Below are 25,759 nucleotides of genomic sequence, written 5' to 3' on the forward strand. Positions count from 1 at the left end.
CGCCTATCCGGCATCGGGTGTTCTAGAATCACTTAGCAGCATGGGTGCATATCGCAACGGCATATACAGCCCCAGCGCCTTCCCGGCCTCCCTGTCATAAAGCGTCCCCATCCGTCGACTAGGCTAAAGCTAGCCGACTAAATCCCGATTTAGATGTTGGCTTGGACGTGAAAGTAACGTCTGAACAGTAACCCCTCTGCAGACTCTGCCGAGTTAACTTTGAGGTTTTCTTTCCACTCATTGAATTTTGTGTTAAAATAGTTATTAAGAATTCTATCAAAGAAGGGCTGGAGATTATGGCGAAATCTAAAGAAAATAAGGGTGTGAAAGCAAGGCTTGTATCCGCTGCATGGCAGCTGTTCCACGATAAGGGATATGACCATACAACGGTAGACGATATCATTGAGCTTTCGGGTACTTCCAAAGGCTCGTTTTATTACTATTTTGACACAAAGGATGAATTGCTCAGTACTTTATCTACAGTGCTGGATGATTTTTACGAAGAGCTTTCTGCGGAAATAGATCCGGATATGAATAATTACGATAAGCTTTTGTACCTGAATTACAGAGCACATTCTATGATCGAGGAGAAGATCAATATAGATCTGCTGGCGTCTTTGTATTCCACTCAGCTGACCGCTAAGGGACAGAGACACCTTCTGGACAGGAACAGAGTTTATTACCGGTTGATCACAGGTATCGTGGAGGAGGGCCAGAAAAAAGGGGAGATCCGCCAGGATAAGTCTATCAATGAGATTACCAAGTATTACTCTCTGTGTGAGCGTGCGCTGATTTCAGACTGGTGTCTGAGCAGGGGGGACTATTCACTGGGGGAATACAGCCGGGAATATATGCCGGTCATGATGGGATATTTTAAAATTTGAGGAGTAAGCAGATGAATATTCAGGGTTTGCAAAAACTGACACTTTTGGATTATCCGGAGAAAGTGGCGTGTACGATTTTTACCGCAGGGTGTAACTTCCGGTGTCCTTTTTGCCATAACGCTTCTCTGGTAACGCATGTGGATGTGAATCTTAACATACCAGAGGAAGAAGTATTTTTTTTCCTTAAGAAACGCCGGGGGGTTCTGGACGGCGTATGTATCACGGGCGGGGAGCCATTGTTACAGCCGGATATAGAGGACTTTATAAAAGAGGTAAAGGATCTGGGCTACGCGGTAAAACTGGATACTAACGGAAGCAGTGCCGCCCGTCTGAAGCGGCTTGTGGATCAGCGTCTGGTCGATTATGTGGCGATGGATATAAAAAATGCTCCGAATAAATATGGTATGACCATCGGGATCGAAGGCTATCACTTGGAGGATATTCTGCAGAGCGTGGATTTCCTGATGTCGGGTGCGGTGCCCTGCGAATTTCGTACCACGGTAGTAAGGGAATTTCATAAAAGAGAGGACTTTGCGGCTATTGGACGCTGGCTCCGGGGAGCTGAAAGATATTATCTGCAGGGATTTGTGGATTCAGGGGATTTAATCAGGCCGGGGCTGCGCGCCTATACAAAAGAGATTATGGAACAGGCGCTGGAGATTGTAAAAAGAAATATTCCCAATGCTGAACTCAGAGGGGTTGAGTGATATTTATTCCCTCAGGCAGACTGCATGGGATGATGAAACAGCGAGGGACGGACTGTGACAGCGTTAAAGGTCAGATCCTTACATAGGAAACTGTAACTATATCTAGTTGGAAACAAAAAAGTTGCATACTAGATATTGTTGTTCTTTGTTGACAAGTGAAATATATGGTGATAGAATATTTTCAGATGCCCAACTGTATCCGGTTGGGCAAAAATTATCTGACTTTGATTAGAGAAAGGGGCGACCGTACAATATGTATCAGGTTACAAAAAGAGATGGGAAGGTAGCTGACTTCAATCTTGCCAAGATAGGGGAGGCAATCAGGAAGGCATTCGAAGCCCAGGAAAAGCAATACAATCAGGACATAATCGATCTGCTGGCGCTGAAGGTTACGGCAGATTTTGAACCAAAGATTAAAAAAGGCCTGGTATCCGTGGAGGATATTCAGGACAGTGTGGAGTCCGTGCTGATAAAGGCAGGATATGCAGATGTTGCAAAAGGTTACATTTTATACAGAAAACAGAGGGAGAAGATTCGGAATCTGAATTCAACCCTGCTGGATTACAAAGAAATTGTGGACAGTTATGTGAAGATTACCGACTGGCGTGTAAAAGAGAATTCTACAGTGACCTATTCTGTCGGCGGTCTGATTCTCAGCAACTCCGGCGCGATCACAGCGAATTACTGGCTGTCTGAGATTTATGACGAGGAAGTGGGGAGAGCGCACAAGAATGCGGATATTCACATTCATGATTTGTCCATGCTTACCGGTTACTGTGCAGGATGGTCCCTGAAACAGCTGATCCAGGATGGCCTGGGCGGCATAACGGGCAGGATCACGTCGGCTCCGGCCAAGCATCTGAGCGTACTCTGCAACCAGATGGTCAACTTCCTGGGAATCATGCAGAATGAATGGGCAGGCGCGCAGGCATTTTCATCCTTTGACACCTATCTGGCGCCCTTTGTCAAGAAAGACAATCTGACATATCCGGAAGTAAAGAAATGTATCGAATCCTTTATATACGGCGTAAATATACCGTCACGCTGGGGGACCCAGGCTCCGTTCTCCAATATTACACTGGACTGGACAGTACCGGGGGATTTGGCGAACCTTCCGGCTATAGTAGGAGGCGTTCAGCAGGATTTCACCTATGGGGACTGTAAAGCAGAGATGGATATGATCAATAAGGCATTTATCGAAACGATGATCGAAGGGGATGCCGAGGGCAGAGGATTCCAGTATCCGATCCCTACGTATTCCATTACAAATGATTTTGACTGGTCTGATACAGAGAATAACCGTCTCCTTTTTGAAATGACAGCGAAGTACGGAACTCCTTATTTTTCAAATTATATAAACAGCGATATGGAACCAAGCGACGTCAGAAGTATGTGCTGCCGTCTGCGCCTGGATCTGCGCGAACTGCGCAAGAAATCCGGCGGTTTCTTCGGAAGCGGAGAGAGTACGGGTTCTATTGGCGTAGTTACGATCAACATGCCGCGTATCGCATATCTGGCAGAGGATGAGGCCGGATTCTATAAACACCTGGATAAGATGATGGATATTGCAGCAAGTTCCCTCCATACAAAGCGTGTTGTTATATCAAAGCTCATGGAGGAAGGACTGTATCCTTACACAAAGAGATATCTTGGTTCTTTTGAGAATCATTTCTCCACAATCGGGCTGATCGGCATGAATGAGGCCGGCCTGAATGCAAAATGGATCCGAAAAGACATGACAAGCGCAGAGACCCAGCAGTTTACCAAAGATGTACTGAACCATATGAGGGAAAGACTTTCTGATTATCAGGAAATGTACGGAGAGCTGTTTAACCTGGAGGCAACTCCGGCAGAGTCAACCACCTACCGTCTGGCAAAACATGATGTAGAACAGTTTCCGGATATCATTACTGCTGCTGAAGGAGATGGAACACCATATTATACAAACAGTTCGCATTTGCCGGTTGGCTATACCGAAGACGTATTTGAAGCACTTGATATTCAGGATGAGCTTCAGACACTTTATACGTCAGGGACTGTATTCCATACCTTCCTCGGAGAAAAACTTCCGGGTTGGAAAGCGGCGGCATCATTGGTTAAGAAGATCGCAGAGAACTACAAAATGCCATATTATACAATGTCACCGACCTACTCCATCTGTAAGAACCATGGATATATTTCCGGAGAACAATACAAATGCCCGCACTGCGGAGAGGAAACGGAAGTATACAGCCGTATTACGGGGTACTACCGTCCTGTAAAGAACTGGAACGATGGTAAGACACAGGAATTCAAGGATCGCAAGGTATATGATATCAGTAATTCCAAGATGAGCATACGGACACATGAGGCACAGAAGGCGGCAGAAGAAGTGGCTGTACCGGCGGGAGAAATGAAAACGCTCCTCTTTACAACCAAGACCTGTCCGAACTGTAAGATTGCAACCAGTTCTCTGGAAAAAGCAAATATAGCCTATGAGATAGTAGATGCAGAAGAAAATGAAGAACTTGTGAAGAAATACGGTGTAATGCAGGCTCCCACATTGGTTGTAGTCGGTGAGGATGGCGTGCAGAAAATGGCAAATGCTTCGAATATAAAAGCGTATGCCGAGACACACTAGTACATCATATAATAATTAACTGCAACATAAGCCGACCTAAATTTCCGATAGCAATGTTCCCCAAGCCTCAGCGTAGCCCACTACGCCTGCGTTTGTGGAGCAGCACTCTCGAAAGTTTGTCTCAGCTTATGAGTCAGTTACTTATTTTACGGTATACTAGAGTATAACAGATAAACGGCAGTGGCGGGCGGAGAGGAATCGGTATCCCCCACTGAAATGAGCTTAATCTACACATCTTTATAGGATGTAGTCGTACTCTGTGAAATTACCGGGCGTGTTATTGAAACAACAAGGAGGGTTGATTATGTATGATATCGGAATTATCGGCGGAGGTACGGCTGGCATGACTGCGGCAATATATGGACAGAGAGCCGGGAAACGTACATTAATTATTGAAAGTATGAATTTCGGAGGGCAGATTACTTCTTCCCACAATGTAGAGAATTACCCCGGGATTGCCAGTGTAAGCGGAAGCGAATTTTCTATGAATCTGCTGGATCAGGCGATGAAGCTGGGAACAGAGACCGTGATGGAACAGGTTACGGGTATCCGGGATGAGGACGGCTTAAAGATCATAGAGACTGCAGGAAAAGAATACCCGTGCAGAACCGTGATTATCGCCACAGGAGTTACGCACCGGCACTTAGGGCTGGAAAAAGAGATCCAGCTCACCGGCGCAGGCATATCTTACTGTGCTACCTGTGACGGAGCATTTTTCAAAGGCCGTGATGTTGCGGTCATTGGAGGCGGAAATACGGCGCTTCAGGATGCGGAATTTCTTTCCAACTACTGTAAAAAGGTATATCTGGTACACAGAAGAGACGAATTCCGCGGTGACAGTAGCCTGGTAGACGCACTGAAGGCAAGAGATAACGTAGAATTTGTGCTCAGTGCCACAGTGAAAGATATCATAGGCGAAACCATGGTAGAGGGTCTGACCCTGAACAATAAAAAGACCGGCGAAGATTTCAACATAGAAGTCGCCGGAGTATTTGTGGCAATCGGACAGATCCCCCAGAACCAGGTTTTTGCCGAATTTGTAAAACTGGATGCAGATGGATTCATACTGGCGTCTGAGGACTGCATGACCTCCCGTCCAGGTGTGTTCGCAGCAGGAGACTGCCGTACAAAAGAAGTGCGCCAGCTCACAACAGCAGCGGCAGATGGGGCGGTAGCGGCTTTAGCGGCTTGTAAGTATTTGGTTTGATGGTCTGTCCGCCTGCCTTGGATGTTGTATGCGGCGCAGGATGGGATGTCTTCCGGTGTTTTTGGATACCGGAAGACATCCCATCCCACCCCGCATACAACATCCAAGACAGGCTGGGTGCATCCTGGCGGTAGAAGCCGTTGGCAAGAAAGGTTCCGTGCAGCAATTAAATATACACCGCACACCGTTACAGGAAGCTCCTTCTTATTTGGAATATTTATCTGCCGATTGGTTGAACCGAGCTGTATGGGGGCGCGGCAGGGCTCTTTGGGATGCTCTTTTGCGGTGTTACAGCCGCTTCATCAAAAGGAAAGCCAGCATATGAACTTTTTACAGGGCCACAAGCCCTGTAAAAAAGCCGACTCAAGCGGGAATGCATCCGGCATTCCCGTGTTTGTCGGCGGTGTTCATATATGCTGGCTTTCCTTTTGATTAGCGGCTGTTACACCGCAATACGCATCCCAGAGAGCCCTGCCGCGCCCCCATACAGCGCCCCCCCCCTTCTATCCAATTCCGTCCGTCTCAATCCAAATAAAGCTTCATCCCCATCCAGGATTTCATGTGGTTTAGCATGGTTTCGTCTGGTTCTATGATGATGCATGTGTTTTTCTGGTTCAGCTGGATCATGATGGAGTAAGCTTTTGCGTTGGCATCCTGTGAGGAAAAATCAAGGGTCTTTTCCGGGTTCTGGGAGTTCAAACGCGGTGAACCCTTTGGCGCTATAATTTCGGCCTGCTGGATGTCAAATGTGAGCAGTTTTTTTCTCTTGGATTTGCTGTAGATGGCATCTACTTCCATATCATGGTTCAGCAGTGTGTATTCGTATTCCACGCTTAGCTTAGGGAAGACAAAATAGTATGCCAGGAAAGCGAGTACGACTGTGATGATTACCCCCAGAAAACCGATGAACATCATGGAAAACACGAGGATCAGGGCGAGGGCCGCGATGATGAGGATACGGATTACGGTATCCAGCGGTCGGGATTTGCGGGCTACAAGTTGTTCGTAAAAAGCGTCATTCATATCAGGAGTTCCTTTCTGTTTGTAAATAGTTAATGACCATGGTGGCAATTTTGAAGGTCATGGCATCCTCGAATCTGCGGATGTCCAGGCCTGTCCTTTTTTCAATCTGTTCCAGCCGGTAGATGAGGGTGTTTCTGTGCATATGCAGCTGTCTGGATGTCTCGGCTATGTTCAGGTTATTTTGGAAAAACTTGTTGATAGTGGATGTTGTCTCCTCATCAAATGCGTCCGGAATATCGCTTCCAAAAATCTCTTTCAGAAAATTTTCACACAAGCTTACCGGCAGCTGGTAGATCAGTCTTCCAATACCCAGCTGATCGTGCGGAAATACGGTCTGCTCGGAATAAAACAACTTACCGACACGCAGCGCCAGGCTGGTTTCCTTAAAAGCGCCGGGCAGTTCCATGAGCGTGCTGATACATCCACTGTAGGCAACCTGCACGTGTGTCAGCGCCTCCATGTTCAGTGTGTCGACGATCATGTGTGCAATCCGGCTGATGTCGCCATCGGTGTCCGAGGACTTCCTTGGGCGTAGTATCACAAGGTTCTTTTCACCCATGGAAACAAGGTTAGTTTTGGCCTGTGAAGGAAACAAATTCTTAAGAATCTCTATGACAGTGTCATCCAGGGTATTTTTGGTTTCCACCAGAAATAAAGTCCTCTGAGATTCCGGATCGATGTGGAGACGGACGGCCCGCTCGTAGATGTCATACGCCGGAATGCTATCCGTCATCAGGCTTTGCAGGAAATGGTTCTTGTTGTACTTTTCCCTGTATGCCTGGGTGAGACAGCGGACTTGCGTCAGCGCATTTTCAAGCTCTTTCGGCGTGTCTGCGCGGACTTCGAGCGTCATGCCGGTTATTCTTTTCAGTTCGGACAAAGCTTTTACAAGCTCTGGTGTGTTCTCCATAATCATCCCTCGTATAGATAGAATTGAAGAGGCTGCACTTTTATAGTACAGCCCCTCTCTTAATTATTATAATATTATTCTAAAGCATTAGTTGGAAATCGTCAACTCTGTATCTTTATCGAATACGTGAATCTTTTCCATATCCAGTGCAAATACAGCATCATCACCGTTTCTCAGTGTTGTGCGCGGATTAACGCGGGCTGTCATCTGAGTGCCTTCTACGTCAAAATACAGATATACTTCTGCGCCGAGCAGCTCGTATACTTTAATTTTGGATTTGATTACGCTGTCAGGTGAGCTTGCGATAAATGCCTCTGAGTCATGTACGTCCTCCGGACGGATGCCGAGAACTACTGTCTTACCATTATAACCGCCATCGATCAGAGCTTTTTTCTTGGAAGCAGGTACCTTGAGCACATGCTCGCCAACGGTCAGTGTAACATCACTGCCTGCAACATTTACAACTGCATCCATAAAGTTCATCTGCGGAGAACCGATAAATCCGGCAACAAACAGGTTGCAAGGTGTATTGTAAAGATTCTGAGGTGTATCTACCTGCTGAACAACGCCGTCTTTCATAACAACGATTCTGGTTCCCAGTGTCATAGCCTCTGTCTGGTCATGTGTTACGTAGATGATTGTAGCTTTCAGATTTTCATGAAGCTTGGAAATCTCGATACGCATCTGAACTCTCAGTTTAGCATCCAGGTTGGAGAGCGGCTCATCCATCAGGAATACCTTAGGATTACGAACGATAGCACGTCCCATGGCAACACGCTGTCTCTGGCCGCCTGACAGAGCCTTTGGCTTACGGTCGAGTAATTTTTCCAGGTCAAGGATTCTGGCAGCCTCACGAACTTTCTTGTCAATCTCGTCTTTCGGCATCTTACGAAGCTTCAGACCGAACGCCATGTTATCGTATACAGTCATATGCGGATACAGAGCGTAGTTCTGGAATACCATCGCGATATCGCGGTCTTTAGGCTCAACGTCATTCATAACTTTTCCGTCGATTTCCAGAGTACCTCCTGAAATATCTTCCAGACCTGCGATCATACGAAGTGTTGTAGACTTTCCGCATCCTGATGGTCCTACGAAGATGATAAATTCTCTATCATCAATCTCAAGGTTGAAATCTTTTACTGCCTGAAATCCATTTGGATATACTTTCTGAATTCCCTTTAATGATAAACTTGCCATTTGTATAGCCTCCTTAAAATATTGTTTCGTTGTATTTTAGATTAAAACAGCATTGCCTTGCTTTCTGAATTCAGTATAATAAAGAAACCCCGAATGGACAATATCACGAGTAACCAAAAAAATTTAAAAAATGTGTACATTTCGACCATAGGCATTAAATCCGGTCCAGCTGTTCCTTTATTTCAGGGATGGAAAGCCCCTGCAGGCGCAAGTCCCGGATGCGTTCGATCTGTCTAACTGCATTTTCGCGGGGAAAGCGGCGGGTCAGGTTCTCCTCAGCCTGTTCGAAGGGCAGCATGCCTTCCTCGGTATAATACTTCAGGGTGCTGTAACGCGCACCGGTGATACGGACGAGTTCACCGATGGAGACGTATTCAGATGCAAGTATAGTTTCCATAGAACGTTGTCTTGACATTAGAATCTCTCCTTACTTTTCTTAATGTACGGGCTGCTACATGACATAACGACGCAGACGGACGCCCTGAACGGGGGCCTTAACCACGATCTGTGTGGGAATGCACTCATAATGGAAATTATCCACTTTCAGGAGCGGCACGGTGCCGGCGCGCAGGACATGCACCTCGTGCCCCTTCTCTTCCAGCCGGCGGATGACACATTCCAGCCGCTTATCATTGCCCGAGAACCAGGCGTCTGCCTCAATGAAGATGGACTGGGAGCGCTCGAAAAACGGGCAGGCGAACAGAAGTCCGGTTCCAAAGGGCGTTGTAAAAATATCCTCCTTTTTCTTCAGAAACTTTTGGCTGAAGGCTTCAAACGCGTGACGGGTCTGGATGGGGAATAATTGCTTTGCCAAGGGCGACTCCAGATACAGCTGGTTGATCCGTGTGGCAAGGTAACCCTGCTCCGCGCGGGTAAAGAGATCATAAAAGCATCCGCTTTCGCGCAGCAGCCAAAACAGGCAGATGACATCGTCGGTAACATTACCGTCTTCCATAAGTTCCGCGCGCATGCCCTCCGTTTGTCGTGTGTATTCCTCCACATTGCTGCAGTATTCAAAAATATTAACTCCGGCAGTTACATAAAATAAATCACAGGCCAGAAGATTAGGAATTTCGGTCAGCAGATTCTTTTCAGCCAGTATAGCCTTGATCTCTTTTTCAGTCTGTTTGAGTGTACGGGAAGAACCATCTGCAGCAGATTTTAATTCCTGTTCCAGAGCATCCTGGTCCGGCCAGACAGCATCCAAATACTTTTCTAAAATCTCCGCTGCTGCGATAGAGCGCAGGGCGGCTTTTTTAGCTGTCGTCATATGCAGACTGTCCTGTGCGTTAAGAGCAATAAGGGCAAAACGTTCTTGTAAAGTTAATTCTGACATAAGAACCCTCCTTTTTTATCGTGTATTAAGTTACTACTTATTACTTACTACTTACGATTTAAATATACAACAAAAACAGTGAAAATGCAAGAAAAAGTTCAAAGGGGTCAGACCCCTTTGAAGCCGGTGCGGTTTATGCTATACTATATTTTGTTTGATAACATAGTCGGTGGTGCGATCTAATAGATCGAGAAAGATATAAGGAAAGGCGGAAATGGGGATGGAAAGCCGGAGAAATGGTCTTGCATCGATACATATTGCAGTGCTTTTATTCGGCCTGGCAGGTCTTTTTGCGAAGTGGGTGGATCTGCCGGCAGTGATTATCGTACTGGGGAGGGTCATATTCTCCTCTTTGTTTTTGTGGTTTTTGCTGAAGATAAAAAAGGAACGTCTGCGCCTCTTATCGGGCAGGGATTACCTGCTGATGATTACGGCGGGGATTGTATTGGCTGTACACTGGACCACTTTTATGCAGTCCATACAGACATCTACGGTAGCCATTGGGACACTGACATTCTCTACGTTTCCGTTATTCGTAACGTTTTTGGAACCGGTTCTTTTTCGGGAAAAGATACGGCTTTCCAGTGTGGTTTCTGCAGTTATTATGCTGTGCGGGGTTTTGTTTATCGTACCGGAATTCCAGCTGGGAAATACCATGACGCAGGGCGTAGTCTGGGGGATGACCGGCAGTTTGTCCTATGCGGTATTATCGTTAATGAACCGGAAGTTCATGGAGAAATATACGAGCAGCCTTACGGCATTCTATGAACAGGCCACGGCAGGCATCGTATTGCTTCCTTCCGTCTTTTTGCTGAAACCCGCGGTTAATGGGAAAGATATTCTGGTGCTTCTTCTGCTGGGAGTAGTATTCACGGCCGTGGCACATACTATGTATATTGACGGACTGGGAACGGTGAAAGTGCAGACGGCAGGTATTATATCCGGTCTGGAATCGGTCTACGGCATATTGGCGGCATTTTTGTTTCTGGGAGAAAAGCCGGGGATAAAAGAGCTTGCCGGCGGTGTGATCATACTTGGCGTGGTATTTTATTCTACGTTTGCATCAGCCGGGCGCCGGACAAAGTAACGGCAGAACAACATGAGCTTGACGGCAGAGCACTTTGGAGGTAAGGATGAAGAAATTATTAGACTATTTTATGATAGACGGCGAGGTAGGAGGGGACCAGGACTGGTTCACCAATGTGGTGATGCATGTTGGCGGCTGCGCGGCGGCAACTGCCTGCGACAGCTGCATTTATTTTGCAATGTATCAGGGGAAAAAACACTTATATCCGTTTGACGTGGAAAATCTGACCAAAGAGGAGTACATTCAGTTTTCCATGAAAATGAAACCATACATCAGGCCGCGGGTGGGCGGCGTTAAAAAGTTATCCATGTTTATAGAAGGGTTTGAAAAATATCTGCGGGACTGCGGTGATACAAGGCTTAAGATGTCGGGCTTTGACGGCGGTCATACCTTTACGGAAGCAGCAGATTTTATAAAAGGGCAGATTGACGCCGGATTCCCTGTGCCGTATCTGATGCTGAAGCACAAAGACCCAAGATACAAAGACTTTGTATGGCACTGGTTTTTGTGCTTTGGATACGAAGAGAAAGAAGGGGACCTGCTTATCACGGTGGCCACATATGGGGAGGCCAGCACATTTTCGCTGAAGGATCTGTGGGATACGGGATATGAGGAAAAGGGCGGCCTGATCAGATATATGGAATAGTATACCTATGGCTGATTGACGAATGCACTGTAATCCGATACAATAAAGATAATTATTTTTTATAGAAAAGAGGAGTTTATATTATGGAAAATCCAATCGTAACATTTGAAATGGAAAACGGGGACATTATGAAGGCAAAATTATATCCAAACATCGCCCCAAATACGGTGAATAACTTTATATCTCTTGTGAAAAAAGGATTTTATGACGGCCTGACTTTCCACCGTGTCATCAGCGGATTTATGATTCAGGGAGGATGCCCGGACGGGACAGGCATGGGCGGCCCGGGATATAGAATCAAAGGAGAATTCACACAGAACGGCTTTCTGAATGACCTGCCGCATTCACCGGGAGTTCTCTCCATGGCACGTGCCCAGCATCCAGATTCAGCAGGGTCCCAGTTCTTTATCATGCACAGGCGTTCCCCATTTTTGGACGGAGCATACGCTGCATTCGGAGAACTGACGGAGGGAATGGATGTTGTGGAAAAGATCGCAGAGACAGCTACAGATTACAGTGATAAGCCTCTGGAAGCACAGGTTATGAAGAAAGTAACGGTAGAGACCTTTGGAGTTGAGTACGAAGAACCGGAAAGAGCGTAGAGAAATATGCAAACAAAACCACAGAAGGCGAATCAGCTGCAGAATCCGGCGGTGATCTGCATCCTTGCGTTAATTTGCTGCGCGCTATGGGGGAGCGCTTTTCCCTGTATCAAGGTAGGGTATGAGTGGTTTGGAATAGAAGGAACCGGGAGCCAGATCTTATTTGCTGGCTACCGGTTCTTCCTCTCTGGAGTGCTCACATTTGTGATAGGATGTATCCTGGAGAAACGGCTCCTGACGATGAAAAAGTCATCAATCCCGTGTATCTTGCGACAGGGAATCCTGCAGACAACCGTACAGTATTTCTTTTTTTATGTGGGACTTGCGCATACGACCGGCACGAAAGGTTCTATTATCAATGCGTCCAATGCGTTTGTATCAATCGCAGCGGCACATTTTATACTAAAAGATGAAAAGATGACGTGGAAAAAAGGGGCAGGCTGTGCTCTCGGACTTGCAGGAGTCATCGTGATCAACCTGTCGCCCGGCGCCTGGGGGGATGGATTTTCTCTGATGGGCGAGGGCATGGTATTTATCTGTACCGTTGCTTATGGAATCAGTACGGTTATATTGAAAACAATATCGGACAGAGAAAGTCCAATGACAATTACTGCTTATCAGATCTTGTTCGGGAGCGTTCTTCTTATTATAATAGGGTTCGCCCTTGGCGGTCATGTAAATGGCTTTACTGTGAAATCCACAGTGCTTCTGGTCTATATGGCGCTTATTTCCACGGCTGCATTCAGCCTTTGGACTCTGCTGCTTAAATATAACCCGGTGGGCAAAGTGGCCATATACGGTTTTTCCATCCCGGTATTCGGGGTGGCTTTGTCCGGTATCTTCCTTGGAGAGCGGATTGTAACGGTTAAAAACCTTTCCGCCCTGCTCCTGGTCAGTATTGGAATCCTTATTGTCAACAGCAGTAAAATTAATCGTAATACAGCGTCCGGTTCCCATCGATGCTCTCCCTGACGGAGTCCTGGATCCAGTCGACTGCGCCCTGGGTGTCTCTGTCCCGGATGAAGGTCCAGAGCTTATAATTGTTTTCATACAGGACGGGAATCCCATAAAGTGTACAAAAGCGTTCCCACAGTGTGAACACGGGGGCGCGGAAGGACTGGAAAATCAGCGGGATGAGCGTGTTGTGGGAGAGCAGGGCAAACTCATGCTGAAATTCAAACGCAGCCTGTGAGGCTTCGCCTATAGACTGTGCGTCTTTGATCTGTTCTATCTTATCTCGGAGGAGCTGGATCTCCTCCTCGGTAATCCGGTCGATACACAGCTGTGCAACCAGGGTATCCAACGCGATACGGACCTCCAGGATCGAGCGGATTTCTTCGTTGCGTATTTTCCCGCCGTTGTATTTCATAATGGAAAGAAGCGTGTCCAAAGTACCTTTACGGCGGTAGTCTGCCACGAAAGTGCCCACTCTTGGCTTCACATTCAAAAAGCCTTTTCTCTCCAGCTCGCCGAGCCCGCTGTTCACTACGGCGCGGCTGACCTGCATCATCTCGGCCAGCTGGCGTTCCGGCGGCAGCTTTTCACCGATTTTTAATTTCCCGGATAAAATAAGATGTTCCAGCTGCTCCACGAAAAGGTCACGGAGAGACGGGGAACTGATTTTCTGAAATTCCATACATTTTCCTCCCGGTATTATCTTTGTGCATATTATAATATAGAACGAATTCAAAAACAAGAAAATTGGCGTAACCGTGTTACTGTTCAGACCGTGCCGTGCACCTCGCTGCACGGCATCGGAGCCAATAAAGTGATGGTCTCGGGGCATCTGCCCCTCGCCGTAACCGTTCAGACTTGCCTGAGCGGTTATAAATTGACGGTGGCCTGCTATCAGTACTCAAAACTGCACCTTGCAAAAAGCCAGTTCATACCGTACAATAGTGAGCAGTAAATACGTTAAAATGGAGGCGTTAGCCATATATGAAGATGGTCCGGTCAGAAAAACTGATTTATGAATACGAAAAGCGGGATGAAGAAGGCAATGTCATTGGCATGAACCGCGCGGTCGACGGCGTGGATATTGACATTGCCCCGGGGGACTTTGTTGCCATTCTGGGACACAACGGTTCCGGAAAGTCCACGCTGGCGAAGCACATGAATGCGATCCTGGTTCCCTCGGGAGGGACAATATGGGTGGATGGAAGAGACACGAAGGATCCGATGGAGCTGTGGAACGTCAGACAATCGGCGGGAATGGTGTTCCAGAATCCGGACAACCAGATCATCGGCACTGTAGTAGAAGAGGATGTGGGATTTGGTCCGGAGAACCTGGGTGTACCTACCGATGAGATCTGGAAAAGGGTAAAGGACAGCCTGAAGGCGGTCGGCATGCTGGAATACCGGAATCATTCTCCGAATAAGCTGTCCGGCGGGCAGAAACAGCGTGTAGCAATCGCTGGCGTGATCGCCATGGAACCCAAATGCATTGTTCTGGATGAGCCTACCGCGATGCTGGACCCCAACGGAAGAAAAGAAGTCATCCGGACGGTACAGGAACTGCGCAGAAGAAAAAAGGTGACCGTTATTCTGATAACCCATTACATGGAGGAAGTGATTGATGCAGACCAGGTATATGTGATGGACAGGGGACATGTTGTAATGCATGGGACGCCCCGGGAGATATTCAGCCGGGTGGACGAACTGAAAAAGTACAGGCTGGACGTGCCGCAGGTAACGATGCTGGCAGAGGCACTCAAAAGGAAGGGGTTAAAGATTCCTTCCGGAATTTTACGGACAGAGGAGCTGGTGGAAGCATTATGTCAATTAAGTTAGAACATATCAATTACGTATACAGCCCGGGAACAGCTTACGAAAAGCAGGCGCTCAAAGATATCAGCCTGGAGATTCGTCAGGGAGAGTTTGTGGGGATCATCGGACATACCGGTTCCGGCAAATCCACACTGATTCAGCATTTTAACGGTCTGATAAAAGCAAGCAGCGGTGCACTGTATTTTGACGGGAAGAATATCTATGACGAAGGATACAACATGAAGGAGCTTCGGAATCAGGTGGGGCTGGTATTCCAGTATCCGGAGCATCAGCTATTTGAGGTGGATGTTCTCAGCGATGTATGCTTTGGCCCCAAGAACCAGGGGCTGGCGAAAGAAGTCTGTGAGGAGCGCGCAAAAGAAGCCCTGGAGCTGGTTGGCTTTCCGGAGGAATACTACCATCAGTCTCCCTTCGAGCTCTCCGGGGGACAGAAGCGCCGGGCGGCCATAGCAGGCGTACTGGCTATGCGGCCCAGTGTCCTGGTGCTGGATGAGCCGACGGCAGGTCTGGATCCAAAAGGGCGGGACGACATTCTGGATCAGATCGACTATCTGCACAAGAATACCAATATGACCGTAATTCTCGTGTCTCACAGCATGGAGGATATCGCCAGATACGTGAGCCGGATTATTGTGATGAATGAGGGCGCAAAAATGTTTGACGGGAAGCCGAAAGAGGTGTTTGCCCATTACCGGGAACTGGAAGAAGTCGGGCTTGCGGCCCCCCAGGTAACCTATATTATGCACGCCCTGAAGGCGAAAGGTATGAACGTGCGTACGGATGCAACAACGGTGGAAGAAGCAGCAGAAGAGATAATGAGGAGTATTCATGGTTAGAGATATTACAATCGGACAATATTATCCGGCTAAAAGTGTGATCCACAGACTGGATCCAAGGGTGAAGATTGTATGTACGCTTTTATTTCTGATATCCCTTTTTATACAGAGGAGTATTCTGGGGTATGTGGTTGCAACCTTATTTTTAGGCGCGGTTATTTACATGAGCAGGGTACCGTTCAAATTTATTGTGAAAGGCTTGAAACCTATCATGATTCTGCTTTTGATTACGGTACTGTTTAACCTTTTCCTGACAAGGGGCGGCGCAGAGCTGGTGCATTTCTGGATTTTCCATATTACGGAAAAGGGGCTTGAGACCTCTGTATATACGGCGATCCGCTTGATTTACCTGATCATGGGATCGTCCATTATGACGTTTACCACAACGCCAAACTCCCTGACGGACGGGATTGAAAAGCTGCTGCATCCGCTGAATAAGATCAGGGTGCCGGTTCACGAGGTAGCGATGATGATGTCGATTGCCCTGCGTTTCATACCCATTCTTCTGGAGGAGACGGATAAGATTATGAAAGCGCAGATGGCCAGGGGGGCGGACTTGGACAGCGGCAATATGATCCAGAAAGCAAAAGCCATGATTCCCATTTTGGTTCCTTTGTTTGTATCTGCATTCAGGCGGGCAAACGATCTGGCTATGGCCATGGAATCCAGATGCTACCATGGCGGGGAAGGAAGAACCAAGATGAAGCCCCTGGTATACAAAGGCAGAGACCGGGCGGGATATATCATCACACTTTTGTATATGGTGTTGGTATTTATTGTGGGGCGCTATGTGCCGTTCCACATATGGATATTTTAACAAATAAATGCGGTTCCCGGATAGAAAGTGGTTTGGTGCAATGCGCGCCGCGGCACGAGAGGCAGAGGGCTCTTGTACGGTTCGCGGATATGGATCAATATACAGGGCAGTTCTTCCGGGGATTCGGTGAGGGATTATGAAACGAATCAAACTGACAGTTGCCTATGACGGCACAAATTACTGCGGCTGGCAGATTCAGCCGAACGGAATTACGATAGAGGAAGTATTGAATAAAAAACTATCAAAGCTGACAGGCGAGGAGATCCGGGTCATCGGCGCCAGCCGGACGGATTCGGGAGTGCATGCGCGGGGGAATGTGGCCGTTTTTGATACGGATACGACGATCCCGCCCGACAGGCTGGCTTACGCACTGAACCGGCGTATGCCGGAGGACATCGTGATTGTAAAATCCGAGGAAGTACCAGCTGACTGGCATCCGAGGTACTGCGATACTGTGAAAACTTATGAGTACCATATTCTCAATACAAGGGTGCCGGACCCCATCAGAAGACGGACGACATATTTTGTGTCCTACAGCCTGGATCTGGAAAACATGCGCAGGGCGGCGGGATATCTGCTAGGTGAACACGACTTTGCAAGTTTCTGCAACGTCAGGACCAACGTAGAGGATACTGTGCGTACCGTATATGATCTGGATATTCTGGAAAATGGGGAAGAACTTACGATAAGGATCCGCGGAAATGGATTTCTCTATAACATGGTGCGGATTATAGTGGGGACGCTGCTGAGAGTCGGGCGTGGATTCTACACGCCGGAGCAGGTGAAGGATATTCTGGAAGCGAGGGACCGGCAGGCGGCTGGAGTTACTGCCCCGCCTCACGGGCTGGTCCTGGTGGGGATAGAGTATACCCAAAGGGAATCCCGTAAAAATAAAAATGGCGTTATTCCATAATAGAGATGCTTTATGGAATAACGTCGTTTTTGTGTCTACATCATCTTTTCTGTAATGATCTGAGATGTCTTTTTCTTATTTTCCAACGCCTTATCGCCCAGTTTTTTATAAACTTCGGCATATAAGATATCGATTAAAAAGAGCTGGGCCGTCTTTGCTGCAATCGAACCACCTTCCATTGGCCCTTCGTTGGCTCCGCATAGCAGCAGGATATTGGAATACTGGGCGGCGGGCGTCTTAAGAAACATGGTAATAAACACGACGGATGCCCTGGCGCTGTGGCATATCCTTGCAATCTCAATACAATCCTTGGTGATACCGGAATTACAGAAAATGACGGCAAGATCCCCTTCTCCAAGAAGGGCGGCCTGTGTCAGCTGCATATGTGCGTCTGAGTTGTAGATGACATTGGGCAGTATCTTCATAAACTTGTTGCGGGCCTCGCTGGCGCTTGTCCCGGAACCGCCGAATCCAAACAGGTTGATGCTCCTGGCAGACAACATGAGATCCACGACCTTTGGGATTGCGTTGAAGTTCAGAGTCTCAAATGCCTGGTCCAGTGCAACATTGTATGCCTGGAGAACTCTGGCGGCAGTATCCTTGCAATTGTCAGTGTCCGCCACGTCGATCAGTTCCTTTTTAGAGAGGGATTCGGGGGTGGAGGTGCTGAGCGCCAATGAGAGTTTGAAATCCTGATACCCTTTCAATGACAGTGTACGGCAGAAACGGAATACACTGGTCTCCCCGACATCGCAGAGCTTGGACAGGTCGGTGATCGTTGAGCTCAGAGCGGTCTGGGGGGAAGAAAGTACAAAATCAGCGACTTTCTTTTCAGCTTTAGTCATTTTGGAATATCTGCTTGTGATTTCGGTCATGAGATTCGTGGTAGCCATTGTGAAACCTCCCTCATAGTGATACCCGAGGGCATCTTTATATACGCCCCCGGGGCAGGTATGCAGTAATCTGCGTATTTTTAAACCCTGTTCTGCAGCTTGACTGCAGATCCGTCCGCAGGGCATGAGTTACGGGATGCCCTTTGGGTATACCTTATTCTGCAGCTTAGCTGCAGATCCGCCTGCAGGGCATGAGTTACGGGATGCCCTTTGGGTATAGTAATATTTTACAGTAAAAAAAATTTCCTGTCAATCGTCAAGAATGGTTAAAAAGATGTCAAAATAAAATTAAAAACCATATTAAAAAATATAAAAAAGAAAAAATTTTTATTTTATTTTTAAAGTAATAAAACAGTTAAAAAATAATTTATTGGTTAAAAGAACCAAAAAAACACCTTAAAAACTGTTGATTATGTACTGTTGACATTAAGAAAGGTGAATGATAAAATTATTTCAACAAGTAAAAACAATATCGCAGATTTGAAAAAAATAGTTCATAAAAAATAAAATAAAAAAATTTCTTTCAAAAATATCTGCGATATCAAAGGGTGAAGGAGGAAAAACATGAAAAAGAAGATTGTAAGTGTCTTATTGTGTACGGCAATGGTTGCAGGGATGCTGGCAGGCTGCGGAGGAGGAAAAGCGAAGGAAGATACTTCCGCTTCAAAGGATGACAGCGGCAAGCCATACGCAGGAGAAAAGCTGACGGTTCTGTATATGTCAAGTGTATATGCGGATGCAGCCAAGTCCATGGTGGATGAATTCGAAGAGCAGACGGGCGCAACGGTAGAGGTGGTTGACTTCCCTTATACCACACTGCATGAAAAGGCGCTGCTGGATCTGACCAGCGGAACAGGCTCATACGATGTAATCGATGTTGCCAGCCAGTGGGACGGAGAATTTGCACCATACCTGACGGAACTCACTGATTTTATAGAAAAAGATAACTACGATATGGATGAATTTATCGAAAAGGTTCTGGAGAACTCCGGTAGCTGGCAGGGTAAAATCACAGGAATTCCAAACGCAAGCACTCCACAGCTTTTTGCTTACAGGACAGATCTGATGCCGGACGGCATCCCGGATACATGGGAGAAGTACAGAGAAGCTGCAAAGGCACAGACCAAACCGGATGAGGGCGTATATGGTATTTCCGTATCTGCTACGACCGGCCAGCTTGGCGGTGTGTTTGACTATGTGCTCTGGTCCATGGGCGGATCCTGGGCGGATGAGGACTGGAACGTAACCATTGACTCACCCGAGACAAGAGAGGCGCTGGAACATCTGAAAGAGATTCAGAACTATGCGGATCCAGCTATCTTATCCTGGGGAACAGAAGAGTCAATCAAGGCATTCCTGGATGGCAAAGCAGCTGTGTGCGAGACATGGCCCACCTTGGGACTTGTACAGGCAGCTGATGATGAGTCACAGTCCAAAGTAGTTGGAAAATGGGCGCTGGGAACCATTCCTTATGACAAGACCGGAACCACTCTGCTGAGTGCATGGGATTTATCTATACCTGCAAGCTCCAAGAATCAGGAACTTGCCTGGGAGTGGGTCAAGATGTACACGAGTGCTGAAAAGCAGAATCAATTCTATGAAGACTATGGCATCCTGTCACCGAGAAAAGCATTCTGGGAGCAGGACGGCATCAAAGGCACCTATATGGATACTGTAAGAGAAGCTCTGGATACAGCAAACCTGTGGTGGAGAATTCCGGCTTCAACAGAAGTAGATACCATGCTCAACACCGTTGTCAGCGAATATATGTCAGATCAGATAGATCTTGAAACGGCTGTCAGCAAAATGAAAAAAGGTATAGAAGATGCATTGAAGAATGCACCGCCTGAAGAAGGTACAAAGAACTATAATCTGTAATTACTATAAAATTGCGGAATAGATTACCTGCGGATTTATAACCTGCAGGTAATCTTCTTTCAAGAAAGGACTGAAAATAAAGCATGGCTAAGATGAAAAGAACGAAAAGTGCCGCTCCTGTGATCCGAAAGAGCAGAGGCGATAAGTTTGCATCATGGATGTTCCTGGTTCCTACCATGATTTTTCTGGGGATTACTGCGCTGCTTCCCCTGCTGTATTCCCTGTATCTAAGTTTTTTCAGGTTGAAACTGAACCTGCCGAATGCGGTGCCGGAATTTATCGGATTCGGCAATTATATCAAGATGTTCAGTGACCCCACATTGCTTACAAGTACTGGAAATACTCTGCTGTTCGCAGTTGTATCGGTGGCACTGGAGGTAGTGATCGGTCTGTTTCTGGCCATGGCTCTCTGTTCCGACAAGATGTGGGCAAGGATCTGTACCTCTATTTTCCTGATCCCCATGATTATGGCTCCGGTGGCTGTCGGTACACTGTGGCGTATGATGCTGGATTCCTCCACCGGGATTATTAACTACTTCCTGAGCTTCCTTGGGATTCCCAGTATTACCTGGCTGAGCACTCCAAATACGGCCATGCTCTCTGTAATACTGGTGAATGTATGGCAGTTGGTTCCCTGGGTAACGATTATCTGTGCAGCCGGACTGAAAGCGCTGCCGTCAGACTGTCTGGAGGCTGCTTCTGTAGACGGCGCGACCAACGGCCAGATTTTCAGAAAGATTGTTCTGCCGATGATGAGTCCGGTACTGACTGTTGTCGTAATGCTCAGGTTCGTAGACGCATTCAAAGTATTTGATACGGTTTATGTTATGACAAACGGAGGCCCCGGCAGTGCAACAGAGATGCTGCCGAACTACATATACAAACAGGGGCTCAAATTCTTTGATGCAGGATACTCCGCATCTCTTGCCATCATTTTTGTAGTTGTGATGACAGTGGTAACGATGGGATTCCTGAGGTTGAGAGACAGAATGGAGGAGAACTTGTGATGAATAGAAAAAAACACAGAAAGCTGCCAACCATTGACAATATTATCGGAAATTTTGCCGGAAAGCCGGTTCGGGTAGTTTTGATTGTCGTCAGCATGATACTGATCCTCTTTCCATTATACTGGCTTCTGACCAGTTCATTTAAAGTGAAGGCAGACTATCTGGCCAGCCCTCCCGTACTGATTCCTAATCAGCTGACCATGGAGAGCTATGAGAGTGTCTTTGGAAAAGACCAGCTTGCAATGCACTTTTTAAATACATTTGTTGTTGCGGCAGTATCCACAGTTATATCCGTGCTTCTTGGAAGTATGGCTGCATACTCTGTCGCGCGCGGGTCAATCGGTAAAAAGGCGAGGAAGTATTTTGGCCTGTGGTTTATGATCCAGAAGATGTACCCCGCTATTGCGACGGCCATACCGGTGTATCTGGTAATGAGGACGCTGCATCTGATTGATACGAAAACTGCACTGATTATTATGAACACAAGCTTTAACCTTCCTCTTGTTATCTGGCTGATGATGGGATTCTTTGAACAGCTGCCCAATGAATTGGAGGAATCAGCCATGCTGGACGGGTGCGGATTCACAAAACGATTTTTCTATATCATTTTTCCGATTACCAAACCGGGAATCATTGCATCCGGGATCCTGGCATTTATTGGAGCGTGGAATGAATTTTTGTTTGCCGTAATCCTGAGTGTCAATAAATCCAAGACACTGCCAGTAGTCATTGCCGGTTTTATTACGGACCGCGGGCTGGAATGGGGGCCAATGGCGGTTACAGCTGTCATCACGCTGGTTCCGGTATTGCTGATCGTATGGGCGGCACAGAAGAATTTCGTGCAGGGCCTTGCAATGGGAGCGGTAAAAGGATAACGAGATTGGAAGGGCAAAACCATGAGGAAAAGAATTGTTTGTTTTGGAGATTCGAACACCTGGGGATATGATGCGGTGTCGGATGGAAGGTTTCCGGATGAGATCCGATGGACCGGTCGGCTCCGGGAACTGTTGGGAGAGGAATATACGGTAATAGAAGAAGGACTTTGCGGAAGGACTGCGGTGTTTGATGATCCGCTCAATGAGGGAATGAATGGACTGGCTTATCTGAATCCGTGCCTGATGTCCCATTCTCCCATAGATTATTTGATAATTATGCTGGGGACAAATGACTGTAAAGAGCGTTTTTCGGCGACACCAAAGAATATTGCAGACGGGATGAAGCGTCTCATTATGAAAGCAAAACAGACGGATGCGTGGCGTGATAATCCGCAGATCCTCCTGCTGGCTCCCGGGCCGATCGAAAAGGCTTGTGAGACTTCACCCGTGGCAGGGGAGATGGGAATATGCAGTGAAAAGTCGGAGAAGCTGGCGGCGGAATATAAAATCTGCGCAGAATCATGCGGATGTGATTTTATAGATACTGCGGATATCGTCACGATGAATCAGATTGATTACATGCATCTGGACGCCCAAAGCCATAACAGACTGGCTGAAATGCTGGCGGAATTTATCAGAGAGAAGGTGTGACATTGAATAAGGGAATTGAACAAATGAAGGGAAGGCTGATCGTTTCGTGTCAGGCTCTTCCTGAAGAACCGCTGCACTCCTCCTATATTATGGGCCGGATGGCCGCGGCGGCGAAAGAAGGCGGCGCAGCAGGAATCCGGGCGAATACGAAGGAAGATATCACGGAGATAAAAAAGAATGTTGACCTGCCGATCATAGGAATCGTGAAGAGAGACTATGCGGACAGTGAAGTGTATATTACGCCTACGATGCGTGAGATCGAAGAATTGATGGCAGTGGGGCCCGAGATTATAGCACTGGACGCGACAAGTTCGCTGAGGCCGCAGGGGAAGACTCTGGAGGAATTCTATCAGGAAGTACGCAGTGCCTATCCAAGCCAGCTGCTGATGGCAGACTGTTCCACGGTGGAGGAAGCACTCCATGCTGACCGGATGGGATTTGACTTTATCGGTACAACCCTGGTAGGATATACAAAGCAGAGCCGGGGCCTGAAGATCGAGTCTGATGACTTTGCGATTATCAAAGAGATTATGCGCAGTGTTTCCCATGAGGTTATAGCGGAAGGCAATATCAATACGCCGGAAAAGGTGCGCAGAGTGATGGATCTGGGGGTCTACAGTGTGGTAGTAGGCAGCGCCATTACCAGGCCGCAGATCATTACAAAGCAGTTCGTGGAAGCATTAAAAAAATAGACAGGTATAGGGTTTTTGTTATTTTGGAAACGCTGTACTGGTACTGCGGGGTGAGAGCATGAGATACTACATAAGCATTGATATAGGCGGTACATCTATCAAATATGGTCTGCTGGATGAAGAAGGCAGAATATTGGAAAAGAGCAGCATGGATACGGAAGCTCACCGGGGCGCGGCTGCAATATTGGAGAAGGCGGGGCAGATCATCGATCTGTACCGGGAGAAACAGGAGATATCCGGTATCTGCATTTCCACGGCAGGTATGGTGGACTGTGAAAAAGGAGAGATCTTCTATTCGGGAGAACTCATTCCCCACTATACGGGAACACAGTTTAAAAAGGTGCTCGAAGAAACATACGGCATCCCCTGTGAGGTTGAGAACGATGTGAACTGTGCGGGCCTTGCGGAGTACAAGAACGGAGCGGCTTCCGGCAGCCGGGTGGCAGTCTGCCTGACGCTGGGAACAGGCATCGGCGGCTGTATTCTGATTGACGGGAAGGTCTTCCATGGGTTTAGCAGCAGTGCCTGCGAGATTGGATATATGAATATGTACGGCAGCGACTTCCAGACGCTGGGAGCCAGCAGTATACTGAGTAAAAATGTAGCGGAGAAAAAACAGGAGGATCCGAAAGCCTGGCCGGGAATCCGGATTTTTGAAGAGGCCGGGCGCGGGGATGCGGCCTGTATAGCCGCAATTGAACAGATGGCAGAGATTCTCGGGGAAGGGATAGCCAATATCTGTTATGTAATCAATCCCGAGGTGGTGGTTCTGGGCGGCGGCATTGCGGCCCAGGAAGCATATCTGAAACCATTGGTTACGGATCAGCTCCGGAGATTTTTGAAACCGGTTATCTTTGAAAAAACCAGGCTGGAATTCGCAAAACAGCGCAATGACGCTGGGATGCTGGGCGCGTTTTATCACTTTCAAATGCGGAGGCTGGAATGCAGTTAAACCTGTCAGGGCGGCCGAGATTTTGCCTTATGGCGGCAGAATATTTTGGTAAAGGTTTTATCACAGTGATACCGTTATACTGTCAAAAAGTTCACGATAATCTGCTTGACAACCGGTCAGCAGTTTGTTAGTATAAGGGTAATCTAAAAGACTGGGTTGTTACTCAAAGAAGGCAAAACCAGATTTTCCGAGGATAAGGGCTACCTTTATACTCTGAAAGTCTGGTTTTTTCATATATGCAGGAAAGTGCCCAGCACTTTTCTATGATATGAAAAGCCCTCCCGGCGGGATGCGCACTGCGGCGTAAGCGGCAGATACCGCTATGCGGCCGCCGGGGGCGTGTGTTTCGAAATCGAAACTCTAATTTTTGAGTTCCTGCTTGTGCAGAAAGCAGGCAGCGGTATATAATAGAACCGGAATCAAATAAGTGATAGTGGAGGAAAAAACTATGAGAATTATCGAAGCAAAAGACTATGCGGATATGAGCAGAAAGGCAGCAGGTATCATTGCCGCACAGGTTGTTCTGAAGCCGGAATGCGTACTGGGGCTGGCAACAGGATCTACACCGATCGGCGCATATGACCGTCTGGTGGAGATGTACGAGGCAGGAGACCTGGATTTTTCAGGAGTATCCACGGCGAACCTGGATGAATATAAAGGACTTGACAGAGAAAATGACCAGAGCTATTACTATTTCATGCATAAACATCTGTTTGACCGTATCAATATTGATCCGGTGCGCACCAATGTACCAAACGGCATGGAACCGGACTCCGGCAAAGAATGCAGAAGATATGAAGAACTGATTGCATCATTAGGCGGGGTGGATTTACAGCTTCTGGGCCTTGGACACAATGGGCATATCGGGTTCAATGAACCGGCGGAAGTGTTTGACAAAGAGACCCACTGTGTGGATCTGACAGAAAGCACAATCGAAGCAAATAAACGTTTCTTCGCATCTGCGGATGATGTGCCGAGACAGGCGTATACTATGGGTATCGGGACCATAATGCGCGCAAGAAAGATTCTGGTAGTAGCAAGCGGAGAGGATAAGGCGGAGATTGTTGCCAAGGCATTCTACGGCGATGTAACACCGGCAGTTCCGGCATCCATTCTGCAGATGCATCCCGATGTTACGGTTGTTGCAGACGCAGCAGCATTATCTAAGATCCCAAGATAGCTTACAATGCCGGCAGCAGGCCGGCGCTGCAGACACAGTACCTGGAAGTACAGCGG

General features: G+C 47.4%; 26 protein-coding genes. 19 read left to right on the forward strand and 7 right to left on the reverse strand.

The features are described 5' to 3' along the window. The first annotated feature begins 296 nt into the window (after window positions 1–296). The 4 genes from ARB69_RS18820 to trxB all read left to right on the forward strand — a co-directional run bounded on the left by ARB69_RS18820 (window position 297) and on the right by trxB (window position 5,418). On the forward strand, window positions 297–884 hold the full coding sequence (locus ARB69_RS18820) for a TetR/AcrR family transcriptional regulator (RefSeq protein WP_050640427.1): 588 nt from the start codon (window positions 297–299) through the stop codon (window positions 882–884). A gap of 11 nt (window positions 885–895) precedes the next feature. Continuing rightward, window positions 896–1,591, forward strand: coding sequence for an anaerobic ribonucleoside-triphosphate reductase activating protein (locus tag ARB69_RS18825; protein WP_050640426.1), 696 nt, complete (start codon window positions 896–898; stop codon window positions 1,589–1,591). Between the two features lie 253 nt (window positions 1,592–1,844). Then, window positions 1,845–4,211 carry a ribonucleoside triphosphate reductase gene (locus tag ARB69_RS18830; protein WP_050640425.1) on the forward strand — a complete coding sequence of 789 codons (2,367 nt, stop codon included), beginning with the start codon at window positions 1,845–1,847 and terminating at the stop codon, window positions 4,209–4,211. Window positions 4,212–4,515: 304 nt separating this feature from the next. Continuing rightward, window positions 4,516–5,418 (forward strand): thioredoxin-disulfide reductase, encoded by a 903-nt coding sequence (gene trxB, locus ARB69_RS18835; RefSeq protein WP_050640424.1) that lies wholly within the window; start codon window positions 4,516–4,518, stop codon window positions 5,416–5,418. A 522-nt stretch (window positions 5,419–5,940) separates the two neighbouring features. Here the strand turns inward: trxB and ARB69_RS18845 are convergent. From ARB69_RS18845 to ARB69_RS18865, 5 genes are all read right to left on the reverse strand, one after another. Next, entirely contained in the window at window positions 5,941–6,441 is a 501-nt protein-coding gene (locus tag ARB69_RS18845) for a DUF6106 family protein (RefSeq protein WP_055154685.1), read from the reverse strand. A 1-nt stretch (window position 6,442) separates the two neighbouring features. Further along, a complete protein-coding gene (locus ARB69_RS18850; protein ID WP_055154686.1) occupies window positions 6,443–7,351 on the reverse strand; it encodes a PucR family transcriptional regulator in 909 nt (302 codons plus the stop codon). An 87-nt stretch (window positions 7,352–7,438) separates the two neighbouring features. Beyond that, window positions 7,439–8,551 (reverse strand): ABC transporter ATP-binding protein, encoded by a 1,113-nt coding sequence (locus ARB69_RS18855; RefSeq protein WP_050640420.1) that lies wholly within the window; start codon window positions 8,549–8,551, stop codon window positions 7,439–7,441. A 154-nt stretch (window positions 8,552–8,705) separates the two neighbouring features. After that, on the reverse strand, window positions 8,706–8,966 hold the full coding sequence (locus tag ARB69_RS18860; RefSeq protein WP_050640419.1) for a helix-turn-helix domain-containing protein: 261 nt from the start codon (window positions 8,964–8,966) through the stop codon (window positions 8,706–8,708). A 36-nt stretch (window positions 8,967–9,002) separates the two neighbouring features. Further along, on the reverse strand, window positions 9,003–9,887 hold the full coding sequence (locus ARB69_RS18865; RefSeq protein WP_055154687.1) for a hypothetical protein: 885 nt from the start codon (window positions 9,885–9,887) through the stop codon (window positions 9,003–9,005). A gap of 220 nt (window positions 9,888–10,107) precedes the next feature. Here ARB69_RS18865 and ARB69_RS18870 point away from each other — a divergent pair, with 220 nt between their 5' ends. The 4 genes from ARB69_RS18870 (at window position 10,108) to ARB69_RS18885 (ending at window position 13,194) form a co-directional block, all read left to right on the forward strand. Then, entirely contained in the window at window positions 10,108–10,974 is an 867-nt protein-coding gene (locus tag ARB69_RS18870) for a DMT family transporter (protein ID WP_050640862.1), read from the forward strand. A 46-nt stretch (window positions 10,975–11,020) separates the two neighbouring features. Next, window positions 11,021–11,620: a hypothetical protein gene (locus ARB69_RS18875; RefSeq protein WP_050640417.1), complete on the forward strand. Its 600-nt coding sequence runs from the start codon at window positions 11,021–11,023 to the stop codon at window positions 11,618–11,620. A gap of 83 nt (window positions 11,621–11,703) precedes the next feature. Continuing rightward, on the forward strand, window positions 11,704–12,222 hold the full coding sequence (locus ARB69_RS18880) for a peptidylprolyl isomerase (RefSeq protein WP_050640416.1): 519 nt from the start codon (window positions 11,704–11,706) through the stop codon (window positions 12,220–12,222). Between the two features lie 6 nt (window positions 12,223–12,228). After that, window positions 12,229–13,194 (forward strand): DMT family transporter, encoded by a 966-nt coding sequence (locus ARB69_RS18885; protein WP_055154688.1) that lies wholly within the window; start codon window positions 12,229–12,231, stop codon window positions 13,192–13,194. Here ARB69_RS18885 and ARB69_RS18890 read toward each other — a convergent pair. After that, a complete protein-coding gene (locus ARB69_RS18890) occupies window positions 13,151–13,858 on the reverse strand; it encodes a FadR/GntR family transcriptional regulator (RefSeq protein ID WP_050640414.1) in 708 nt (235 codons plus the stop codon). The two genes, ARB69_RS18885 and ARB69_RS18890, sit on opposite strands and share 44 nt — an antisense overlap. Window positions 13,859–14,160: 302 nt before the next feature. On the opposite strand from ARB69_RS18890, the gene ARB69_RS18895 reads away from it, so the two are divergent. The 4 genes from ARB69_RS18895 (at window position 14,161) to truA (ending at window position 17,575) form a co-directional block, all read left to right on the forward strand. Further along, window positions 14,161–15,012 (forward strand): energy-coupling factor transporter ATPase, encoded by an 852-nt coding sequence (locus ARB69_RS18895; protein ID WP_050640413.1) that lies wholly within the window; start codon window positions 14,161–14,163, stop codon window positions 15,010–15,012. Continuing rightward, complete coding sequence (locus tag ARB69_RS18900) at window positions 14,997–15,845, forward strand: energy-coupling factor transporter ATPase (RefSeq protein ID WP_050640412.1); 849 nt, start codon at window positions 14,997–14,999, stop codon at window positions 15,843–15,845. Before ARB69_RS18895 ends, ARB69_RS18900 begins: the two co-directional genes overlap by 16 nt. Continuing rightward, window positions 15,838–16,662: an energy-coupling factor transporter transmembrane component T family protein gene (locus ARB69_RS18905; protein ID WP_055154689.1), complete on the forward strand. Its 825-nt coding sequence runs from the start codon at window positions 15,838–15,840 to the stop codon at window positions 16,660–16,662. The genes ARB69_RS18900 and ARB69_RS18905 overlap by 8 nt, the downstream gene beginning before the upstream one ends. A 136-nt stretch (window positions 16,663–16,798) precedes the next feature. Continuing rightward, the gene (truA, locus tag ARB69_RS18910) at window positions 16,799–17,575 is read left to right on the forward strand and encodes a tRNA pseudouridine(38-40) synthase TruA (protein ID WP_055154690.1); all 777 of its coding nucleotides are present in this window, start codon (window positions 16,799–16,801) and stop codon (window positions 17,573–17,575) included. Window positions 17,576–17,610: 35 nt separating this feature from the next. On the opposite strand, the gene ARB69_RS18915 is transcribed toward truA, so the two are convergent. After that, the gene (locus ARB69_RS18915; protein ID WP_025656140.1) at window positions 17,611–18,468 is read right to left on the reverse strand and encodes a MurR/RpiR family transcriptional regulator; all 858 of its coding nucleotides are present in this window, start codon (window positions 18,466–18,468) and stop codon (window positions 17,611–17,613) included. A 564-nt stretch (window positions 18,469–19,032) separates the two neighbouring features. Here ARB69_RS18915 and ARB69_RS18920 point away from each other — a divergent pair. The 7 genes from ARB69_RS18920 (at window position 19,033) to nagB (ending at window position 25,703) form a co-directional block, all read left to right on the forward strand. Beyond that, a complete protein-coding gene (locus ARB69_RS18920; protein ID WP_055154691.1) occupies window positions 19,033–20,346 on the forward strand; it encodes an ABC transporter substrate-binding protein in 1,314 nt (437 codons plus the stop codon). Window positions 20,347–20,438: 92 nt separating this feature from the next. After that, window positions 20,439–21,353 carry a carbohydrate ABC transporter permease gene (locus ARB69_RS18925; RefSeq protein ID WP_025656142.1) on the forward strand — a complete coding sequence of 305 codons (915 nt, stop codon included), beginning with the start codon at window positions 20,439–20,441 and terminating at the stop codon, window positions 21,351–21,353. Next, window positions 21,353–22,228, forward strand: a complete 876-nt coding sequence (locus tag ARB69_RS18930; protein ID WP_025656143.1) for a carbohydrate ABC transporter permease — start codon at window positions 21,353–21,355, stop codon at window positions 22,226–22,228. The genes ARB69_RS18925 and ARB69_RS18930 overlap by 1 nt, the downstream gene beginning before the upstream one ends. Before the next feature lie 21 nt (window positions 22,229–22,249). After that, entirely contained in the window at window positions 22,250–22,879 is a 630-nt protein-coding gene (locus tag ARB69_RS18935) for an SGNH/GDSL hydrolase family protein (RefSeq protein WP_050640407.1), read from the forward strand. Window positions 22,880–22,881: 2 nt separating this feature from the next. Further along, complete coding sequence (locus ARB69_RS18940) at window positions 22,882–23,571, forward strand: N-acetylmannosamine-6-phosphate 2-epimerase (protein ID WP_050640406.1); 690 nt, start codon at window positions 22,882–22,884, stop codon at window positions 23,569–23,571. Window positions 23,572–23,629: 58 nt separating this feature from the next. Beyond that, on the forward strand, window positions 23,630–24,523 hold the full coding sequence (locus tag ARB69_RS18945; RefSeq protein ID WP_050640405.1) for an ROK family protein: 894 nt from the start codon (window positions 23,630–23,632) through the stop codon (window positions 24,521–24,523). A gap of 448 nt (window positions 24,524–24,971) precedes the next feature. Then, window positions 24,972–25,703 carry a glucosamine-6-phosphate deaminase gene (gene nagB / locus ARB69_RS18950; protein ID WP_055154692.1) on the forward strand — a complete coding sequence of 244 codons (732 nt, stop codon included), beginning with the start codon at window positions 24,972–24,974 and terminating at the stop codon, window positions 25,701–25,703. Window positions 25,704–25,759: the final 56 nt, after the last annotated feature.

This window comes from Faecalicatena contorta (assembly GCF_001404335.1).
Taxonomy (GTDB): Bacteria; Bacillota; Clostridia; order Lachnospirales; family Lachnospiraceae; genus Faecalicatena; species Faecalicatena contortus_B.

Bases quoted from the DNA above. Each gene is read 5' to 3' on its own strand.
- ARB69_RS18855 (WP_050640420.1), bottom strand. From the start codon at position 8,551: ATGGCAAGTTTATCATTAAAGGGAATTCAGAAAGTATATCCAAATGGA.
- ARB69_RS18930 (WP_025656143.1), top strand. From the start codon at position 21,353: ATGAATAGAAAAAAACACAGAAAGCTGCCAACCATTGACAATATTATC.
- ARB69_RS18820 (WP_050640427.1), top strand. From the start codon at position 297: ATGGCGAAATCTAAAGAAAATAAGGGTGTGAAAGCAAGGCTTGTATCC.
- trxB (WP_050640424.1), top strand. From the start codon at position 4,516: ATGTATGATATCGGAATTATCGGCGGAGGTACGGCTGGCATGACTGCG.
- ARB69_RS18865 (WP_055154687.1), bottom strand. From the start codon at position 9,887: ATGTCAGAATTAACTTTACAAGAACGTTTTGCCCTTATTGCTCTTAAC.
- ARB69_RS18885 (WP_055154688.1), top strand. From the start codon at position 12,229: ATGCAAACAAAACCACAGAAGGCGAATCAGCTGCAGAATCCGGCGGTG.
- ARB69_RS18925 (WP_025656142.1), top strand. From the start codon at position 20,439: ATGAAAAGAACGAAAAGTGCCGCTCCTGTGATCCGAAAGAGCAGAGGC.
- ARB69_RS18870 (WP_050640862.1), top strand. From the start codon at position 10,108: ATGGAAAGCCGGAGAAATGGTCTTGCATCGATACATATTGCAGTGCTT.
- ARB69_RS18850 (WP_055154686.1), bottom strand. From the start codon at position 7,351: ATGGAGAACACACCAGAGCTTGTAAAAGCTTTGTCCGAACTGAAAAGA.
- nagB (WP_055154692.1), top strand. From the start codon at position 24,972: ATGAGAATTATCGAAGCAAAAGACTATGCGGATATGAGCAGAAAGGCA.
- ARB69_RS18825 (WP_050640426.1), top strand. From the start codon at position 896: ATGAATATTCAGGGTTTGCAAAAACTGACACTTTTGGATTATCCGGAG.
- ARB69_RS18890 (WP_050640414.1), bottom strand. From the start codon at position 13,858: ATGGAATTTCAGAAAATCAGTTCCCCGTCTCTCCGTGACCTTTTCGTG.
- ARB69_RS18915 (WP_025656140.1), bottom strand. From the start codon at position 18,468: ATGGCTACCACGAATCTCATGACCGAAATCACAAGCAGATATTCCAAA.
- ARB69_RS18920 (WP_055154691.1), top strand. From the start codon at position 19,033: ATGAAAAAGAAGATTGTAAGTGTCTTATTGTGTACGGCAATGGTTGCA.
- ARB69_RS18860 (WP_050640419.1), bottom strand. From the start codon at position 8,966: ATGTCAAGACAACGTTCTATGGAAACTATACTTGCATCTGAATACGTC.
- ARB69_RS18845 (WP_055154685.1), bottom strand. From the start codon at position 6,441: ATGAATGACGCTTTTTACGAACAACTTGTAGCCCGCAAATCCCGACCG.
- ARB69_RS18895 (WP_050640413.1), top strand. From the start codon at position 14,161: ATGAAGATGGTCCGGTCAGAAAAACTGATTTATGAATACGAAAAGCGG.
- ARB69_RS18905 (WP_055154689.1), top strand. From the start codon at position 15,838: ATGGTTAGAGATATTACAATCGGACAATATTATCCGGCTAAAAGTGTG.
- ARB69_RS18875 (WP_050640417.1), top strand. From the start codon at position 11,021: ATGAAGAAATTATTAGACTATTTTATGATAGACGGCGAGGTAGGAGGG.
- truA (WP_055154690.1), top strand. From the start codon at position 16,799: ATGAAACGAATCAAACTGACAGTTGCCTATGACGGCACAAATTACTGC.
- ARB69_RS18900 (WP_050640412.1), top strand. From the start codon at position 14,997: ATGTCAATTAAGTTAGAACATATCAATTACGTATACAGCCCGGGAACA.
- ARB69_RS18945 (WP_050640405.1), top strand. From the start codon at position 23,630: ATGAGATACTACATAAGCATTGATATAGGCGGTACATCTATCAAATAT.
- ARB69_RS18935 (WP_050640407.1), top strand. From the start codon at position 22,250: ATGAGGAAAAGAATTGTTTGTTTTGGAGATTCGAACACCTGGGGATAT.
- ARB69_RS18830 (WP_050640425.1), top strand. From the start codon at position 1,845: ATGTATCAGGTTACAAAAAGAGATGGGAAGGTAGCTGACTTCAATCTT.
- ARB69_RS18880 (WP_050640416.1), top strand. From the start codon at position 11,704: ATGGAAAATCCAATCGTAACATTTGAAATGGAAAACGGGGACATTATG.